19 protein-coding genes are annotated in these 16,196 nt (G+C 61.8%); 10 read left to right on the plus strand and 9 right to left on the minus strand.

The window, feature by feature from the left end:
- Nucleotides 1-32: 32 nt before the first annotated feature.
- Nucleotides 33-1,472: a RimK family protein gene (locus BN1115_RS06710; protein ID WP_042656577.1), complete on the minus strand. Its 1,440-nt coding sequence runs from the start codon at nt 1,470-1,472 to the stop codon at nt 33-35.
- A 188-nt stretch (nt 1,473-1,660) separates the two neighbouring features.
- On the opposite strand from BN1115_RS06710, the gene BN1115_RS06715 reads away from it, so the two are divergent.
- From BN1115_RS06715 to BN1115_RS06725, 3 genes are read left to right on the plus strand one after another with little or no spacing between them, the layout of a single operon-like run.
- Nucleotides 1,661-2,182, plus strand: coding sequence for a GNAT family N-acetyltransferase (locus tag BN1115_RS06715; RefSeq protein WP_042656578.1), 522 nt, complete (start codon nt 1,661-1,663; stop codon nt 2,180-2,182).
- A gap of 31 nt (nt 2,183-2,213) precedes the next feature.
- Nucleotides 2,214-2,459 carry a DUF3624 domain-containing protein gene (locus BN1115_RS06720; protein ID WP_042057594.1) on the plus strand — a complete coding sequence of 82 codons (246 nt, stop codon included), beginning with the start codon at nt 2,214-2,216 and terminating at the stop codon, nt 2,457-2,459.
- Between the two features lie 56 nt (nt 2,460-2,515).
- On the plus strand, nt 2,516-3,262 hold the full coding sequence (locus tag BN1115_RS06725; protein WP_042656579.1) for an SDR family oxidoreductase: 747 nt from the start codon (nt 2,516-2,518) through the stop codon (nt 3,260-3,262).
- A 62-nt stretch (nt 3,263-3,324) separates the two neighbouring features.
- Here the strand turns inward: BN1115_RS06725 and BN1115_RS06730 are convergent, their stop codons facing one another.
- Both BN1115_RS06730 and BN1115_RS22545 read right to left on the minus strand, forming a co-directional pair.
- Nucleotides 3,325-4,797: a C69 family dipeptidase gene (locus tag BN1115_RS06730; protein WP_042656580.1), complete on the minus strand. Its 1,473-nt coding sequence runs from the start codon at nt 4,795-4,797 to the stop codon at nt 3,325-3,327.
- A gap of 110 nt (nt 4,798-4,907) precedes the next feature.
- The gene (locus BN1115_RS22545) at nt 4,908-5,090 is read right to left on the minus strand and encodes a hypothetical protein (RefSeq protein WP_128821633.1); all 183 of its coding nucleotides are present in this window, start codon (nt 5,088-5,090) and stop codon (nt 4,908-4,910) included.
- A 180-nt stretch (nt 5,091-5,270) separates the two neighbouring features.
- Here BN1115_RS22545 and BN1115_RS06735 point away from each other — a divergent pair, with 180 nt between their 5' ends.
- Nucleotides 5,271-5,696 carry a hypothetical protein gene (locus tag BN1115_RS06735; RefSeq protein WP_042656581.1) on the plus strand — a complete coding sequence of 142 codons (426 nt, stop codon included), beginning with the start codon at nt 5,271-5,273 and terminating at the stop codon, nt 5,694-5,696.
- Nucleotides 5,697-5,892: 196 nt separating this feature from the next.
- On the opposite strand, the gene BN1115_RS06740 is transcribed toward BN1115_RS06735, so the two are convergent.
- Complete coding sequence (locus BN1115_RS06740) at nt 5,893-6,471, minus strand: hypothetical protein (RefSeq protein WP_042656582.1); 579 nt, start codon at nt 6,469-6,471, stop codon at nt 5,893-5,895.
- 245 nt (nt 6,472-6,716) lie between these two features.
- Between BN1115_RS06740 and BN1115_RS06745 the strand changes: the two genes are divergently transcribed.
- Nucleotides 6,717-7,868, plus strand: coding sequence for an iron-containing alcohol dehydrogenase (locus BN1115_RS06745; RefSeq protein ID WP_042656583.1), 1,152 nt, complete (start codon nt 6,717-6,719; stop codon nt 7,866-7,868).
- Between the two features lie 71 nt (nt 7,869-7,939).
- Here BN1115_RS06745 and BN1115_RS06750 read toward each other — a convergent pair whose 3' ends face one another.
- From BN1115_RS06750 to BN1115_RS06760, 3 genes are all read right to left on the minus strand, one after another.
- Nucleotides 7,940-8,398 (minus strand): methylglyoxal synthase, encoded by a 459-nt coding sequence (locus BN1115_RS06750; protein ID WP_005335971.1) that lies wholly within the window; start codon nt 8,396-8,398, stop codon nt 7,940-7,942.
- Between the two features lie 177 nt (nt 8,399-8,575).
- On the minus strand, nt 8,576-9,052 hold the full coding sequence (gene bfr / locus BN1115_RS06755; RefSeq protein WP_042656584.1) for a bacterioferritin: 477 nt from the start codon (nt 9,050-9,052) through the stop codon (nt 8,576-8,578).
- Between the two features lie 146 nt (nt 9,053-9,198).
- Nucleotides 9,199-9,405: a bacterioferritin-associated ferredoxin gene (locus BN1115_RS06760; RefSeq protein WP_005335965.1), complete on the minus strand. Its 207-nt coding sequence runs from the start codon at nt 9,403-9,405 to the stop codon at nt 9,199-9,201.
- Between the two features lie 136 nt (nt 9,406-9,541).
- On the opposite strand from BN1115_RS06760, the gene BN1115_RS06765 reads away from it, so the two are divergent.
- Both BN1115_RS06765 and BN1115_RS06770 read left to right on the plus strand, forming a co-directional pair.
- Nucleotides 9,542-9,853 carry an HlyU family transcriptional regulator gene (locus tag BN1115_RS06765; RefSeq protein WP_042656585.1) on the plus strand — a complete coding sequence of 104 codons (312 nt, stop codon included), beginning with the start codon at nt 9,542-9,544 and terminating at the stop codon, nt 9,851-9,853.
- A complete protein-coding gene (locus tag BN1115_RS06770; protein WP_042656586.1) occupies nt 9,850-11,916 on the plus strand; it encodes a tRNA(Met) cytidine acetyltransferase TmcA in 2,067 nt (688 codons plus the stop codon). Before BN1115_RS06765 ends, BN1115_RS06770 begins: the two co-directional genes overlap by 4 nt.
- Here BN1115_RS06770 and BN1115_RS06775 read toward each other — a convergent pair.
- The gene (locus tag BN1115_RS06775; protein ID WP_042656587.1) at nt 11,903-12,622 is read right to left on the minus strand and encodes an SDR family NAD(P)-dependent oxidoreductase; all 720 of its coding nucleotides are present in this window, start codon (nt 12,620-12,622) and stop codon (nt 11,903-11,905) included. The genes BN1115_RS06770 and BN1115_RS06775 overlap by 14 nt on opposite strands.
- 204 nt (nt 12,623-12,826) lie before the next feature.
- On the opposite strand from BN1115_RS06775, the gene BN1115_RS06780 reads away from it, so the two are divergent.
- The 3 genes from BN1115_RS06780 to BN1115_RS06790 all read left to right on the plus strand — a co-directional run bounded on the left by BN1115_RS06780 (nt 12,827) and on the right by BN1115_RS06790 (nt 15,130).
- On the plus strand, nt 12,827-13,843 hold the full coding sequence (locus tag BN1115_RS06780) for a chemotaxis protein CheV (RefSeq protein ID WP_042656588.1): 1,017 nt from the start codon (nt 12,827-12,829) through the stop codon (nt 13,841-13,843).
- A 175-nt stretch (nt 13,844-14,018) separates the two neighbouring features.
- Entirely contained in the window at nt 14,019-14,498 is a 480-nt protein-coding gene (locus tag BN1115_RS06785) for a hypothetical protein (protein WP_082034809.1), read from the plus strand.
- 17 nt (nt 14,499-14,515) lie between these two features.
- The gene (locus tag BN1115_RS06790; RefSeq protein WP_042656589.1) at nt 14,516-15,130 is read left to right on the plus strand and encodes a superoxide dismutase; all 615 of its coding nucleotides are present in this window, start codon (nt 14,516-14,518) and stop codon (nt 15,128-15,130) included.
- Nucleotides 15,131-15,214: 84 nt separating this feature from the next.
- Here the strand turns inward: BN1115_RS06790 and BN1115_RS06795 are convergent, their stop codons facing one another.
- On the minus strand, nt 15,215-16,162 hold the full coding sequence (locus BN1115_RS06795) for a SanA/YdcF family protein (protein WP_042656590.1): 948 nt from the start codon (nt 16,160-16,162) through the stop codon (nt 15,215-15,217).
- Nucleotides 16,163-16,196 lie beyond the last annotated feature (34 nt).

Below are 16,196 nucleotides of genomic sequence, written 5' to 3' on the forward strand. Positions count from 1 at the left end.
TGTCATTTGGTCGGCGAAAAGGTCATGGCGGGTTATGCGGTGGTCTGGCCCCGGTTTTCCAGCCGCTGGCGGAAGGCACGGGCCAGTCGCTCGTAGAGATCCTGCGCCTCCTTGTCTTCGATATCGCCGCGGATCCAGGGGTTATCGACGATCTCCAGCAGCACGCAGTCGCGCCCCTGCTGGCGCAAGTCGAGCCCGTAGAGGCCATTGCCGAGCTGATGGACGGCGCGGCGGGCGGTCTGCAGCACCCGCTCCGGCACCTCATTGAGCGGCAGCGCCTCGATGCGGCTCATGTCGAGGGGGTGCTTGCGGCGGCGAATGCGGTTGCCAGGCTCGGGCCGGTAGCGGCGACAGGCAAACAGCGGCGAGCCGTCGAGAAAGCCGATGCGCCAGTCAAACTCTGCGGGGATCCGGCTCTGCACCAGCAGCAGGGCGGAGCGGCTCAGCCCCTCGTCCAGCAGCCGGGCCAGCTGTTGCTCATCGCTGGCCATGGCGAGATCCCGCCCCTGCGCGCCATCTGGCACCTTCACCATCAACGGCAGGCCGAGCCGCTGCACCAGCTCCTCCACGTGGTGGCGGCCGCGACGGGTCACCACCATGGTGGGCGGCATGGGCACGCCGCTGCGCACCATCAGCTCGTAGAGATAGAGCTTGTTGCTGCAGGCGAGGATGGCGCGGGAGCTGTCGATCACCGGCATCTTCAGCTGCTCGGCGCGGCGGGCAAATTCGAAGGTGTAGTGGCCGACTGCGGTTTCGGCGCGCAGCCAGAGGGTGTCGAACTCCGGCAGTCGCTCGATGGCCGAAGGTGGCAGGATCTCTGCCCGGATCCCCTGGGCAGCCGCGGCCCGGATAAAGCGCTCCAGCGCCAGCCCATCACTGCTGGCGCGGCCATCATCGGGATCCACCAGAATGGCGAGCTGGTAGAGCGGCGCCGCCTGCTCCTCATCACCGGTGCCCACCAGCGCCTGAGCGTGGTGCAGCATCAGCGCTTTTTCGCTTGGGCTCAGCTCCAGCGGTGACAGGCTCTGCTGCTGGCGCACCGACCAGCCGTGGCGGCCGCGCTTGAGGGTCAGCTCCTGCAGCGGCAGCTGGCTCAGGCCGTAGTAGTAGCGGGCTAGCCCCGCCAGCTCGCTCTGTTCACACTGGCCGAAGATGGCGCGCACTCTAATCCGATCCTCGCTCTGCTGGGCCAGCCACCCCTGCGCCTTGCGCCACAGCTTGGCCGGTGGCTGCTGGGGTTGCAGTCGGCTGATGGCCTGCAGACCCGGCAGGCAGTGGTGGCCGCGGGCCTGGGCCAGCAGCGAGCAGTAGTAGCCTGCGCTCAGGTGCTCCAGATTGCGGCAGAGGTTGATGATGCGGGGTCGGCCGCCGGTGGTCGGCACGCCATGTTGCAGATAGGTGCGGGCGGTCAGCAGATAATCGGCATGGCAAGGCCAGTCGCCCAGCTCTTCGACGATGACATAGGTACTCATATTTTCGGCTCCACAGATCAGACTGCCTGAAAAAAGGCAGGATCCCCAGTGGGCTTCGATGCACCGACAAGCACGACAATGGCGCGAGGGGAAACAAGAGGTTACAGTGCCTAATATGACGCTTTGGTAACTTGTGATACAAGTCGCATTTTTGGTGCTGAAGATAAATAACCGAACAAGGACTCCCCGTGTTGACCGTACGTGCGGCCCGAACCGATGATCTGGGCGCCATCGTTAATCTGGAACGCTACTGTTTTCCCCCTGAAGTCGCCTTTGGCCGCAGCCGCTGGCACTATCTGCTGGCCCACGCCAAGGGGCGCACCCTGTTGCTGCTGGATGAGAAGCATCAGCTGATGGGCTATCTCTGCCTGCTGGAGCACAGAGGCTGGGATCGGCTGGTCATTCAGGCACTGGCTATCCGCTGGACGGTGCGCCGTCTGGGCTGGGCCCGCCGTTTGCTGGAGCAGGTGATCCGCGAGGGCAAGGCCGCTGGCTGGGGGGCGATTCGCCTCGAAGTGGGGGACGCCAACGAAGAGGCGCTGGCCCTCTATCACGGGTTGGGATTTCGTCCCCAGCAGCGGCTGGCGGACTACTATGGCCGCGACCAGCACGCCCACCGGCTGGTGCTGCCGCTGGTGAGCGACGAGGAGCGTGAGCGGCGCAGACTGGCCCGCACTCTGGCGCGCAAGCCGTCTGCGCAGGCCAACTGACAGTGTTGAACGAGCAACATCGAGGAGCAGGATGAGCTGCGACAACTGCCTTGCCACCGCCATCAAGGCCAAGCTGGGGCGCTGCCCGGTTTGCGCCATCCAGACTTTCGTCATCGGCCTGAGTGGCTGGCTGGTCTGGTGGTGGTTCGGCGCCGACACCTCGGTCAACGCCCTCACCGGCCTGCTGTTTGCGCTGGGGGGCTCGGGCCTGTTGCTGCTCCATCTGGTGGTATTTGTCTGGCGCAAGGCGACCGGACGTGAATTGGGCGATGAATGAATCTGAATAGATTCAGACAGATAAATAACAATATCGGTGTAGATATGGAGGTTCAGATGATTGCAATGGTAACGGGCGCCTCGTCCGGTTTTGGTGAAGCCATCAGCCGCCAGCTGGTGCAGGCGGGCTACCAGGTGATCGGCACCGGTCGCCGCGCCGAGCGGCTGGCCGCGCTGGCTGACGAGCTGGGCGAGCAGTTCCTGCCGCTGGTGTTTGACGTGCAGGACAAGGCGGCCACCCGCGCCGCCATCACCGGTTTGCCAGCCGCCTGGAGCGAGGTGGATCTGCTGGTCAACAACGCCGGTCTGGCGCTGGGGCTGGAGCCTGCCCACAAGGCAGATCTGGAAGATTGGGAGCAGATGATCGCCACCAACATCAGCGGTCTGACCCTGCTCACCCGCCTGCTGCTGCCGGGCATGGTGGCGCGCAATCGCGGCCACGTCATCAATATCGGCTCCATCGCGGGCACCTACCCCTATCCGGGCGGCAACGTCTACGGCGCTACCAAGGCGTTCGTGAAGCAGTTCAGCCTCAACCTGCGCGCCGATCTGGCGGGCACCGCCATCCGCGTCACCAACGTGGAGCCGGGCCTGTGCGGCGGCACCGAGTTCTCCAACGTGCGCTTCCACGGTGACGATGCCAAGGCGGCCACCGTCTATCAGGGGGTGGAGGCGATCCAGCCGGACGATATCGCCAATACCGTGCTCTGGGTGAGCCAGCAACCCGCCCACGTCAACATCAACAGCATCGAGATCATGCCGGTGGCCCAGACCTTCGGCCCGCTCAATATCAGCCGTCGCTGAGCTTCCCGTTTGACGAAATGAGAAGAGGCACCCAAGGGTGCCTCTTTGCTTTGAAGAGCCGGTCAGAGGCTCATGATCTTCTTGAACTCCTCCTCCGAGTACTTCTTCTCGCTGCTCTTGGTGAGATCCGTCATCAGCTTGTAGCGCAGCGCTTTGGCCATCTGATAGGTCTGCTCCAACTGGCCGTAGGAGTAGTCGGCGGCCAGCCCGATGGCGGTGGCCTTGTCGTTGGCGTAGGTCTGCTTGAGGCTCTTGTCGAGGACGGCGACCTCCTTGTAGAGCTTGGCGCTCTCCTTGCTCCAGACGTTTCGCAGCAGCGGCAGGTATTTATCCGGGTTGGTGTTGGCCAGCGCGGTCAGGCTGCGGAACTGCCAGTAGGCGGAATCGTCGGAGTAGCTGTCGCTGCCGGTGCGATAGGGTTGGGGATAGTTTTCCAGGGTGTTGTAGAGCGGCACCATCACCGATTCGGCCAGCACGCCGTAGCTCTGCCAGATCAGCCCCTGCAGCTCTTTGGGCATCTCCTTGCGCAGCTGGATAACGTGGGATTCGAGCTGGCGATCGACGCGGATTGGCCGCTCAGCCTTGCCCGCCAGCGACGTGCCGTCATAGGTGGCGCTCAGCACCCTGGTCACGTCCGGCACTGCGATGGGGGCATCCGGCTTCATAAACAGCGGATATTGCGCCTGCCGGGTTGATTGCTGGTGGCTGGCGGTCAGCATTTTCTGGCCGAGCCACTCCCGATCCACGTTGTAGGGGTCGGCAATCACCCCGAACGCCTTGGCGAAGTTGAAATCTTTCGGGTCGGCGTTATCCAGCAGTTTGTGCTCGCGCACGAACTCCAGCAGCTTGGGCGAGTGCAGCACATCGGCGCTGTCGAGATTGACGCCGTGGATGCGCAGGCCGTTGGCCACCATGGCGTAGCTGTCGTCCGGTACCCGTACCGCGATCCAGTGGTGGCCGGAGCCAATCTCCATCAGCCAGGCCTCGTTCACATCCGCCAGATAGAGGCTATTGCCCTCACCGGCGCCATATTGCTCCACATAGCGGCCGAGCAGCTCGACCCCCTCTTTGGCCGTCTTGGCCTGCGGCAGGATCAGGGTGGGGATGATGGCTTCAATCACTCCCTTCTCGATCAGCGGATCGGCTTTCCGGGCCTTGTCGTTGACCTCGGCACTGGTGGTGGCCGAGATGGCGACGTTGAACTCGTTGATGCCGCGCTCCTCGTAATACTTGCCGTCCGGGTCGCTGGTGGTGGCATCCCAGTCGTGGATGGCGGAGTAGGCGAAGAATGCCTTGGGCATCGGCACTTCCAGCCCGTTGCCCAGTTTCCAGCTCTTGCCCTCGGTCTGTTGTGCCGGGTGGAAGGCCAGATACTTGTTCCAGTTGTTGACGCCAAAATCCTCGTTTCTGGCGATCATCACGCTGCCATCGGCACTGGCCCCCTTGCCGACGATAAGGCCGGTACAGGCATCGGCACTGGTGCCAAGCAGGGTGAGCAGGGTGGCGGAGAGCAGACTCAAGGTGTGTTTTTTCATAGGTGTACCCGAAGGGTTGCGGTGAGTGAGAGTCAGACGAGGGGATGAGGTGTGGGGAGGCTGCAACTCCGAACTGGCAGCGGAGTGAGCACGGCAGATTGGTCTGCCTGTTATTGGTTTGACGAACAGATCATCCATGACACGGCTGGCTGGTTGTGATGTGCGCCAAAATTGTATTCCTGCGTGGTTGTTTGTTTTGTGATCGAACTGCTGTTCCTGACTTTTCTCTGGCGTCGTGGCATGCGGATGGCGAAATGTGCCAAAACAGCGTGAATCGGCAGCAGATGAGTCATGATTCTGACGCCTGCTTGCGTGGGGGGCGTGGTGAGCGCCGCCATAGCGCGGGATCTTGCACCATCTGACAAGTTGGCCTGTAACTTGCTGGTTTTATTGATAATGGTGGGGCCTGACGCCCCATTTGACCGGATCAGCCTGTGCGCATGGCTACAGATGTGCATCGAATTGGAGCCCCCATGGATATCAAACCCTACAGCCAGCAGCTTGCCCAGAGCGCATCCAACAACCGTGCCCTCGCCACCCTCAACAGTGCCGGCAGTGGCGGTCAGGGCGGTGGTTGGGAGGAGATGGTCAGCCTCTCCACCCAGCGCATGACCGGTCAGGCCCAGCAGGTGCTGACCTACGAACATCTGGCCAAGAACAACAAGCTGCCGCCAGCGCTGGATATGAGCTCCGACAAGGGGGGCGTGGTGCAGCAGCTGGTGGACAAGGCGCTGGGCTTCGATCGCAAGAAGTTCAACGAGATAGAGGACAAGCTCAAGACCATCGCCGACAACAAGAAGCTGACGCCGGAAGAGCGGGTGGAGCAGAGCAAGCCGCTCAACGAGCAGCGAGAGAAGATGTTGAAAGAGGCGATGGATCGCCTGACCGGCAAGAAGTAGGGGCGGTGATGTGCCGGATTGGCCGGCAAGTCGGGGTGAAGAGGCAAGATCTTGCCCTGAATGGAGACTCGGGGAGTGAACGGTCTGGGTAAGGAAGGCGGGAGGCAATATTGCCTCCCGCTTGATATGGGCCCGCGAGTGGCCGCGAGTCGGGCGTCATTACGCTGGCATGGCAGCCTGAGCTGCCCGGTCGGGACTATTCGCTAGCGACGATGCCGATCCCGATGGCTTTGGTCTGAACCGCCTTGAGCTGGTCGCCCTCTGCAATCAGGTTAAACTGCTCCGGGTTGTTGATCTTGATGGTCAGGGTCTCATCCACCCCTCTGACGGTGACCGTCTGCTGTTGTTTGTCCAGCCCGATGACATCGGCATAGATGGTCACTTTCATGCCGACACCGCCACCCGGTTTTTCATCTGCCCCGGCCCGTTCGCCATCCACTTCCACGATCCGTTTTCTGATGCCAGCGGTGCCCTTCAGCAGCTCTACATCGAGTATCTGCAGATACTTGAGCATGACCTTGTCCCCGACCTTGACGTTCGGCAGGTTGGCAACCTGCTCGCCAGCGACGATATCGAAGGTTTCACCCTCTGCGTTTTTCAGACTGACCTGGCGGGTCTCCAGGTCGATGGCGGTCACGGTGGCACTCGCCGTGAGTTCTTGCGCCAGACTGGCTTGCCCAGGAGCGACGTCGACCCCTGCGTTGACCTCGGCGGCTTGTACCAGAGTGGTCGAGAGGGTAAACAGACCAGCAATCCATGCATGCTTCAGTTTCATATTTCAGACCTTCCTGTATGACGAGGGATTGGATGAAAACTGACGGGGGCAGCAGGATGGGAAAGTGATGGGGAGCCTGATCTCCAGAGTGCTACCCGCCCTCCTGACAGACCATAGCAGAGCCATACCTGAAAATGCCGCTGCAACGCCCGGCAATCTCCATTCTGATAACCCGCTCCCGTTTTTGACCTGATGGGACGGCAGGCGCACAATGTCCCCGTGCTGTTCAAGTCGAGGATCCCGCCGTGTACAACTTCCAATATGCCAACCCGACCCGCATCTGTTTTGGTGAAGGGCAGATCGCCAGCCTGCCAACGCTCATTCCGCCCGGCAGTCGCCTGCTGGTGCTCTATGGCGGCGGCAGCATCAAGCAGAACGGCGTCTATGAGCAGCTGACCCGAGCGCTGGCAGGGGTGACGTGGCAGGAGTTCTCCGGCATCGGCGCCAACCCCAGATACGAGCTATTGATGGAGGCGGTGGCGCTGGTGAAGCGCGAGCGCATCGACTTCCTGCTGGCGGTCGGTGGTGGCTCCGTGGTGGATGGCACCAAGTTTGTCGCGGCGGCGGCCTGCTATGAGGGGAGCGACCCCTGGGATATCTGCGGCAAACAGGCGAGCGTGCACCAGGCGCTGCCGATGGGCTGTGTGCTGACCCTGCCCGCCACCGGATCCGAGAACAATCCCACCTCGGTGGTGAGCCGCGGGGATGTGAAGATCTCCTTCAGAAGCCCGCTGGTGCAGCCGCAATTTGCGGTGCTCGATCCGGCGACCACCTACAGCCTGCCAGCCCGTCAGACCGGCAACGGGGTGGTGGATGCCTTCATCCATATCACCGAGCAGTACCTCACCTTTCCGGTCGGGGGCGATGTGCAGGATCGGCTGGCGGAAGGCCTGCTGCAGGTGCTGGTGGAGAATGGCCCCAGGGCGTTGGCGGAACCGACCAACTATCAGGTGCGGGCCAATCTGATGTGGGCCGCCAGCCTGGCGCTCAATGGCCTTATCGGCTGCGGAGTGCCGCAGGATTGGGCCTCTCACGCCATCGGCCATCAGCTGACGGCGCTCTATGGGCTGGATCACGGCCAGAGCTTGGCGGTGGTGCTCCCTTCGCTGCTCCGTGAGCGGGCGAGCCAGAAGCAGGACAAGCTGGCCCAGTTTGCCGAGCGGGTGTGGCATTCGACCCGCGAGGACAAGGCCCTGCGCATCGAGGAGGCGATCATCCGCACCGAGCAGTTCTTCCAGAAGATGGGGCAGGGCACCCGACTGGCCGACTATGGTCTCAGCGAAAGCTGCATTCCGGCGGTCTGCTCCAACCTCAAGCGGGTGGGGCGCACCGCACTCGGTGAACATCAGGATATCGATCCGGATCGGGTGGCGCGCATCCTCGCCCGGGCGCTATAAGCCGGTGTCGGTTTGTTTCCCCAATAAAGAGGGCCGCATATTGCGGCCCTCTTGCATGACGGGTTAGCCGATCACTCGGTGCGCGCCTTGAGATAACCGGCGTAATCCGGGATCTGCACGCTGAATGCCTGCTGCATGTGGGGGCTGTCCATGATGAAGTCGGCGGTCGCCTCATTGGTGGCGACCGGGATGTTCCACACCGCTGCCAGCCGCAGCAGCGCTTTCACGTCCGGATCGTGCGGCACTGCATTGAGGGGATCCCAGAAGAAGATCAGCACGTCGATCTTCCCCTCGGCGATCAGGGCGCCGAGCTGCTGGTCGCCCCCCATCGGGCCGGAGAAGAGGCAGGTGATGGGCAGTTGCGCCTTCTTGCCGAGCATGGTGCCGGTGGTGCCGGTCGCATAGAGATGGTGGAGCTTGAGCTCCTCCTTGCGGCGCATCACCCAGTTCAGCAGAGGGGTCTTCATATTGTCGTGAGCCACCAGTGCCACCCGTTTGTGGGGCGCCATCTCGCGTGCAATCTGTTCCATGGAAATCGTCCGTAGCATTGTTTTTGGAAGAGAGCCGTATCCTAATCGAAAGCCATGACAGATGCTGTGTCGGGGCTATTAACTGTGATCCTGTCGAAAAGTTTTCGAGTCATGGCGACTCAAATATGGCGGCCAAAATGAAGAGACCCGCGCTGGCGGGTCTCTTTGCTTGCTGGCTCAGGAGCCGTGGTGCAGTTGCGACTGCTGGTAGTTCTCCAGCCCGATGCGATCGATAAGGTCGAGCTGGGTTTCCAGCCAGTCCACATGCTCCTCCTCATCCTCCAGGATCTCCTGAAACAGGTCTCGGCTGATGTAGTCCTGCACCGACTCGGCATAGGCGATGGCTACCCTGAGGTCGGGGATGGCGTCCATCTCCAGCGACAGGTCGCAGCGTAGCATCTCTTCGACGGTCTCACCGATACGCAGCTTGCCGAGATCCTGCAGGTTGGGCAGCCCTTCGAGAAAAAGCACCCGCTTGACCAGCTCGTCGGCGTGTTTCATCTCATCGATAGACTCGTGATACTCCTTGTGCCCGAGCGCCTTGAGGCCCCAGTCATCGTAGATGCGGGCATGCAGGAAGTATTGGTTGATGGCAATCAGCTCATTGGCCAGCACCTTGTTGAGGTGGACAATGATCTTGGGATCTCCTTTCATCGACAGTGCTCCTTGGTTCGTGTCTGAGGCTTCGATCGTTAGAGCTTAGTCCAGAAAAGTGACAACAAGAGGTCTGGCGAGTCAGCTCGCCCGAGAGGAAGGGTGACCCTGTTGGCGGGTCAAATCAGAAGAGGGGGGGGGCCGGGTCAGGCCACTTCGTAATAGAGCACGGGTTGTTCCTGCTCCATTTTGTCGAGCTCGGCGGCGATGATCTCCATGGTCATGCGTACGCATTTGCCACACTGGGCGCCCACCTCTAGCGACTGCTTGAGCTGGCGGAATTCGCTTTTACCTGACTGCACCGCTTTGCGGATCTGGGTATCTGTGATGCCGCGGCACAAACAGACGTACATGATGATCACCTCTTGTGGTATGGAGTGAAATCTAAATGAGAATGGTTCGTGATGCAAATAACTATTGGTAATAAGATCCCCTGCTTGCCACTGTGCAACCCCTTGGGGACAATGCTGGCAACCAGAGGAGATCACCATGCTCAAGAAACTGTTCAGCGCCCTGTTCGGGGGCGAGCCGACCAAGGCGCCTGAAGTCACTCCCACCGAATATGCCGGCTATCTCATCTACCCCGAGCCCATGGCGGAAGGGGGCCAGTATCGGTTGGCGGGCCGCATCACCAAAGAGCTGGACGGCGTGCTGCACACCCACCGTTTCATCCGCTCCGATCTGTTTGCCAATCCGGCCGATGCCGAGCGTTTCATGGTGCAAAAGGCGCACACCTTTATTGATCAGATGGGGGATCGCATGTTCGAACCCCGCAAACCGGCTGACAGCGCGACTTCATGACGCAGCAAGAGGTCAATCAGCTGCGCGAGGCGCTCGCCCATGCCGGTGAGCGACGCCTGATTTGGTTGGAGGGGGAGGAGGCGGACTGCATTGCCCGCGCCGAAACCCTGCTCGGCGAGCGCATCTTCTGGCTGGGGGCGGGGCCCGAGTGTTATGCCCCGCAGCCTGCCGCCAAGGCGCTGCAGCGGCTCGGTCAGGAGTGCGACACGCTGGTGTTCAATGCCTTCAGCGGTTTTCACCCCGACGCCTTCGGGGCGCTGGCAGGCACCTTGCGCGCCGGTGGCTTGCTGTTGCTGCTGACTCCGCCCAGAGAGATCTGGCCCGCATGGCCGGATCCCGACCGGATCCGGCTGGTGGCGCAGGTGGAGGAGGCAAGCCGGGCCGGTCACGGCTTTATTGCCCGGCTGGTTCGGCTGCTAACTGGCGATCCGGCCCTCTCTCTGGCTCCGCCAGTTTGTCTGCAGCCGTGGCAGCCCATCGGGCCCGAGCGGCCATTGAGCGACGATCAGGCCCGAGCGCTGCCCGCCATCCACAAGGTGTTGCACGGCCATCGTCGTCGGCCGCTGGTGCTAAGTGCCGACCGCGGTCGTGGCAAGAGTGCGCTGCTGGGGCTGGCTGCCGCCGAGCTGCTGCGCCAGCAGCCAGGGCTGAACATAGTGGTGACGGCCCCCTCGCAGGCAACGGTGGTGACCCTGTTTGCCCACGCCGCTCGTGGGCTAGATACCACGCCTGAACAGCTGGTCGGACTGAGCTACTGCTCGCCGGATCGGCTGGTGCACGAGGCGATGAATCCCGATCTGCTGCTGGTGGATGAAGCGGCTGCCATTCCGACCCCGCTGCTTGAGGCTATGCTGGCCCGACACAGCCGCATTGTGTTTGCCACCACCGAGCACGGTTACGAAGGGACGGGGCGCGGTTTTCACCTGCGCTTCAAGCGGGTGCTCGATAGCCAGACCCCGCAGTGGCAGGAGATCCACCTCTCTGAGCCCATTCGCTGGAGTAAGCGCGATCCGCTGGAGCCGCTAATTTTCCGCCTGCTCGGCCTCAATGCCGAAGTGGCGGCGCCTATGTCGCCGACCAACCCGAGCTGGCGTCTGGTCAGTCAGGAGGCGCTGGCGAGCGACGAGGCGCTGCTCAATCAGCTGTTCGGCCTGCTGGTGCTGGCTCACTACCAGACCACGCCGAGCGATCTCAGGTCCCTGCTGGAGAGCCCAGATCTCGACATCCATCTGCTGGAGCAGGATGCGAGCCTGCTGGGGGTGGCGCTGGTGGCGCGGGAAGGGGAGATAGAGCCCGAACTGGCCGAGGCGATCTGGGCCGGTCGCCGCCGTCCGCGCGGCCATCTGCTGCCCCAGTCGCTGCTGGCCCATGCCGGTTTCAAAACGGCGGGGGGGCGCAGCTACGCCCGGGTGATGCGTATCGCCATCCACCCCGAGCTGCACCGGCACGGACTGGGTTCGCTGCTGCTTGGCAAGCTTGAGGAGCACTATCGTCAGATTGGCATCGACTACCTCGGCTCGGCCTTTTCGGCCAGCGCCGACCTGCTCCCCTTCTGGCGCAAGGCAGGACTGACGGTGCTGCGCATCGGCCTGCAACGGGATGCCGCCAGCGGCTGCCACGCTGCCTTGCTGCTAAAGGCGCTGAAACCCGAGCATGAGCCCGAACTGGCCCAGTGGCAGCAGAGATTCGCACGCCAGCTGCCGACCCTGCTGGCGGGCGAGTTGAAAGCGTTGGATCCTGAGCTGGTATGGCAATGCCTGCAAGGTTCTATCGTCACCGCCCCGGAGCTTGGCGAGTTTGAGCGCGATGAGGTTGAATGTTTTGCCCTGCATCACAAGCCCTTCGAATTGTGCCAATCCAGCTTGCAGCAGTGGTTGGCGCGTCATCTGGCTGTGCTGGCTTCGCTGACCCCTGCTGAGCGCCAACTGCTGATCGCCACCATCTGGCAATTCGCAGACTGGGGAGTCTTGGCCGCGAGGTTGCAGCTAGCGGGCAAGCCCGCCGTGATCAAGAGTTTGCGGGCGCTGCTGGCGCGTCTCTTGGGTTCCCCTACCACTCGATAGGGTTGCCCTGCCAGTCGAGAAAGCTGAGCTCGCCATCCGGTTGCAGCCGGTTCATCAGGTTAATCAGATGGTCGGCTACCAGCTCGGGACTCTGCACGTTTCCTGGCGGTACATTGGCGTGAAACGGGCGAGAGAGTGGGGTATCCACTGTGCCGGGATGAAAGGCCAGCAATTTGACGCCGGGAGCCCGCCGAGCCAGCTCGATGGCGGCACACTTGAGCAGCATGTTGAGGGCAGCCTTGGATGCGCGATAGCCATACCAGCCGCCCGCTCGGTTGTCGCCAATGCTGCCGACCCGGGCGCTCAGAACGGCCAGAGTGCAAGGCTCGCGGCCAAACAGCGGTAACAACTGGCTGATCCAGCGCAGCGGCAGCAGGGCGTTGGTCTGGTAGAGGCGGGTCATTGCATCGAGATTGATTGCTTCGAGTCGCTTCTCTGGCTGGATTTCCCCCTGATGCAGGATGCCGTTGCAGATCACCAACCGATGTGGTCTCGGTGCCAACTCCGCGATGCGGGCTACCGCAGTTGCCATCTGCTCATCGCTGTAATCACAACATAGCCAGTGCAGGGCTGGCGACGAGAGGCCCGCTGGTGCGGGCTGACGACTGATGGCGATGACCCGGGTTGTGCCGATTGCCAGCCAGTGTGTCACCAGTGCCGCCCCGATCCCGCCGCCAGCCCCTATCACCACAATGCCTTCACTCATCTCAGGCTCCTTAATGAGTGCATGGTGGGTTTACCATCACGCAAATTTTGTCCCTATTGGCATATACGATCCCGCCAGCCTGCGGGATCAAGCGGTTAAGGTTGCAATCTTGCCGAGATCCGAGTCGCTGGGTGAATTCCATTCCTATACTGAGGGAAAACCGCAGCGGAGTGCTGCCTGCGCAACCAGAGCATGAGAGTCACCATGATGGCCAAAGATGGGGAAGAGCGTAAATCTATCCTGACCGAAAGCGGCACCAACGAGCTCGAGATCATCGAATTTCACCTCAAGAAGCAGTTGCCGGATGGGCGAGAGAAGATCGCCTATTACGGGATCAACGTCGCCAAGGTGCGCGAGGTGATCCGGGTGCCGGAAACCACCGATTACCCCAATGCCCAGCGCCATATGGTGGGGGTATTTTCCCTGCGGGAGCGCCTGATCCCGCTGGTGGATCTGGCCGGTTGGCTCGGCATCAAGACCAACCCTGACCCCAGCCACAAGGTGGTGATCGTCACCGATTTCAACAAGATGGCCAACGGCTTTCTGATCGACAGCGTCAGCCGGATTCACCGGGTCTCCTGGGAGGATGTGGAGTCCCCCAGCCAGTTTCTGGAGGCGGGGGAGAACGACTGCGTGGTGGCTGTGGTCAGGCGCGATGGCAACCTCATCATGATCCTCGATTTCGAGAAGATCATCGCCGACATCAACCCCGAGCTCAGCATGGAGAAGTATGACGTCACCCAGGATCGCAAAGTGCTCATCGACGATCGCATGATGGCACTGCGTCAGGGCAAGACTATTCTGGTGGTGGACGACTCGGCCTTTATCCGCAAGATGATCGAGACCACCCTGCGTACCGCCGGCTACAACGTGATAACGGCCAAGGACGGGGGGGAAGGACTGGAGATGCTGACGGATTTCGATCGTCTGGCGCAGGAGGAGAGGATGCCGGTGACCGGCTTCGTCAATGCAGTGATAACGGATGTGGAGATGCCGCGCATGGATGGCATGCACCTGCTCAAGCGGCTGCGGGATACCCCCTCCTACAAGGAGATGCCCATCGTGATGTTCTCCTCCCTGATGAGCGATGACAACCGCCAGAAGGCGCTGCAACTGGGGGCGAACGATACCATCACCAAACCGGAGATAGGGCGCATGGTGGGGATGATGGATCATATGCTGCTGGGGATCGCCCCGCCCTCGCCAGCCAACAACATCTGACCTGCGATTAATGTGTCATTTACCGGTCGAATCTTCTGACCGGTTGCCTCAAGCGGCCACTCCTTGCCAAGGGGTGGCCGCGCTGTTTTGGTTGTTTGCTGCGATCCCCACACCCCTTGTCTCCCGGATATGATTTATGTAATGATAATTATTATCATTTGTTGGTGTGAAGCGTATGACAGCAACCTGGGTGAAAGGGTGGGTCGAGTCGACCGAAGGTGGCAGCAGTATGACCCACTGGAAGCAGCAGACCAGAGAGGGAAACCGGCTGTTTGATTGCGGCGAGTATCATCAGGCGCTGGCCCATTATCAACAGGCGCTCTGGCTGGCTCGTCAGCAATTGGTGCAGTGGCACGATGCCGACGAGGCGGTGGCGGCACTGGTTGTGGCCCACCACAATCTGGCGGATCTGCTGGTGGCCATGACCCTGCCCGATCGCGCCGCCGACCTGCTCTGCTATGTGCACGACTGCCTGCTGGCGACCTGTCACTCCCCCGCTTGCTCTTCCCGCCTGCGAGAAGCCGCTTTGCGCCATACCCGCACCACCCGTGCCGAGTTGCTGACGTTCGTACAGCGCCACGGCAGCCACGCCGCGATCATGCGCTCGCTCGGTCACTGCCTGTGCCAGAGCGAGCCCTCATCCCGACTCCATTAATCCGAACAGAGGTCATCATGAGCCATACCTTGCCAGCCCTTAACTATGCCTACGACGCACTGGAACCCCATATCGATGCCCTGACCATGGAGATCCACCATAGCCGTCATCATCAGACCTATATCAACAACCTCAACGCCGCACTGGAAGGAGCGCCCGAGCTGGCCGCATTGCCGGTTGAGGAGCTGCTGCGCCGCTTCGATACTCTGCCAGTCAACCTGCAGGGGGCGGTACGCAACCATGGCGGCGGCCATGCCAACCACTCTCTGTTCTGGCTGGTGATGAGCCCGCAGGGGGGCGGTGAGCCGGGGGGTGAGCTGGCTCTGGCCATCGAGCGGGAATTGGGGGGATTCGATGCCTTCAAGCAGGCCTTCACTCAGGCTGCCCTGAGCCGTTTTGGTAGCGGCTGGGCTTGGCTGGTGGTGGACGAGGCGGGCAGATTAGTGGTGGAGAGCAGTGCCAATCAGGATAGTCCCCAGATGCATGGCCATACCCCGATCCTGGGGCTGGATGTGTGGGAGCACGCCTACTACCTCAAGTACCAGAACAAGCGTCCTGACTATATCGCCGCCTTCTATCAGGTGGTGGATTGGGCCGAAGTGGCCCGCCGCTATCAGGCGGCGCGAGGCTGACCTGGCCGCTGGGAATAGATGCGCAGGAGCGCCGCCACAACCCGCGCTGCAATAACAGGACCCGCCAGTTGGCGGGTCCTCTGTTTATGGTGCGGCTGTGCTGGCGCTGGCGGCTGAAGAGCCCACCGGCAATATGGGCAAGGCCGCGCTGGGCGTCTCGGCGACGGCTTCTGCCGCGGATTTGGCGGGGGTGACCGGCTCGGTCGTTGCCGCTGCGGATACAACTGCAGTGACTTGTTCAGTCGCGGCCGAGACAGGCGGAGTGGCCGATTCGGTGGCAACCGCGGCAGATACCACCGCTGGTTTGGTCTTATCCACGGCCGGTTTGGGCTGTTTGAGGCAGGGTTGCAGGCTGCCGATGGTGCTCAGCGAGTGGCAAGGCACAGGCAGACCGATGGGCACCGGTGCTCCGAGGAACTTGGGTCCCTTGTCCAGCACATAGAGATCGAGCAGCCCCATCAGGCGGGCAAAGACTTCCCGCACCCGGGTGCGGATCCCCTGATAGGCGCTGGGATCCTCGGCATTGAAGCCGACCGCGTCGATACCGAAATGGCGGGCAATGAAAATGGCCCGCTCGTTGTGAAAGCCCTGGGAGACCACGGTAAAGCGATCCTGACCGAATACCTCCCTGGCCCGGACCACCGAGTCGAGGGTGCGGAATCCGGCGAAATCCATATAGATGGCGGAGGCGGGGATGCCCGCCTTGATCAGGGCGCGCCGCATCTGGCGTGGCTCGTTGTACTGCACGGTGGCGTTATCACCGGAGACGATGATGAAGTCCACCTTGGCATTGTTGTAGAGCTCGGCCGCCGCCTTGATGCGGTATTTGAAGTAGTGGTTGGGGCCGCCACCGGAGAGATATTTGGAGGTACCCAGCACCACCGCAACCCGGTTGTAGGGCACCTCGTCCACCTTGTCGTGGGTATAGTGGCGGGCATCCGAGACGATCCACTCGCTGTAGCCCAGCAGCATGGCAATCAGGGCCAGCAGCAAAACGAGGCAGGCGAGGAGGATCTTGGCAAACTTCTTCATGCGCGGTGCGGTCAGGGTCTGAAGTTGGGAGTGG

This window comes from Aeromonas allosaccharophila (genome assembly GCF_000819685.1).
Taxonomy (GTDB): domain Bacteria; phylum Pseudomonadota; class Gammaproteobacteria; order Enterobacterales; family Aeromonadaceae; genus Aeromonas; species Aeromonas allosaccharophila.

Coding starts and splice junctions, on each gene's coding strand:
- BN1115_RS06710 (WP_042656577.1), bottom strand. CDS start 1,472: ATGAGTACCTATGTCATCGTCGAAGAGCTGGGCGACTGGCCTTGCCAT.
- BN1115_RS06720 (WP_042057594.1), top strand. CDS start 2,214: ATGAGCTGCGACAACTGCCTTGCCACCGCCATCAAGGCCAAGCTGGGG.
- BN1115_RS06725 (WP_042656579.1), top strand. CDS start 2,516: ATGATTGCAATGGTAACGGGCGCCTCGTCCGGTTTTGGTGAAGCCATC.
- BN1115_RS06730 (WP_042656580.1), bottom strand. CDS start 4,797: ATGAAAAAACACACCTTGAGTCTGCTCTCCGCCACCCTGCTCACCCTG.
- BN1115_RS22545 (WP_128821633.1), bottom strand. CDS start 5,090: ATGACTCATCTGCTGCCGATTCACGCTGTTTTGGCACATTTCGCCATC.
- BN1115_RS06735 (WP_042656581.1), top strand. CDS start 5,271: ATGGATATCAAACCCTACAGCCAGCAGCTTGCCCAGAGCGCATCCAAC.
- BN1115_RS06740 (WP_042656582.1), bottom strand. CDS start 6,471: ATGAAACTGAAGCATGCATGGATTGCTGGTCTGTTTACCCTCTCGACC.
- BN1115_RS06750 (WP_005335971.1), bottom strand. CDS start 8,398: ATGGAACAGATTGCACGCGAGATGGCGCCCCACAAACGGGTGGCACTG.
- bfr (WP_042656584.1), bottom strand. CDS start 9,052: ATGAAAGGAGATCCCAAGATCATTGTCCACCTCAACAAGGTGCTGGCC.
- BN1115_RS06760 (WP_005335965.1), bottom strand. CDS start 9,405: ATGTACGTCTGTTTGTGCCGCGGCATCACAGATACCCAGATCCGCAAA.
- BN1115_RS06765 (WP_042656585.1), top strand. CDS start 9,542: ATGCTCAAGAAACTGTTCAGCGCCCTGTTCGGGGGCGAGCCGACCAAG.
- BN1115_RS06770 (WP_042656586.1), top strand. CDS start 9,850: ATGACGCAGCAAGAGGTCAATCAGCTGCGCGAGGCGCTCGCCCATGCC.
- BN1115_RS06775 (WP_042656587.1), bottom strand. CDS start 12,622: ATGAGTGAAGGCATTGTGGTGATAGGGGCTGGCGGCGGGATCGGGGCG.
- BN1115_RS06780 (WP_042656588.1), top strand. CDS start 12,827: ATGATGGCCAAAGATGGGGAAGAGCGTAAATCTATCCTGACCGAAAGC.
- BN1115_RS06785 (WP_082034809.1), top strand. CDS start 14,019: ATGACAGCAACCTGGGTGAAAGGGTGGGTCGAGTCGACCGAAGGTGGC.
- BN1115_RS06790 (WP_042656589.1), top strand. CDS start 14,516: ATGAGCCATACCTTGCCAGCCCTTAACTATGCCTACGACGCACTGGAA.
- BN1115_RS06795 (WP_042656590.1), bottom strand. CDS start 16,162: ATGAAGAAGTTTGCCAAGATCCTCCTCGCCTGCCTCGTTTTGCTGCTG.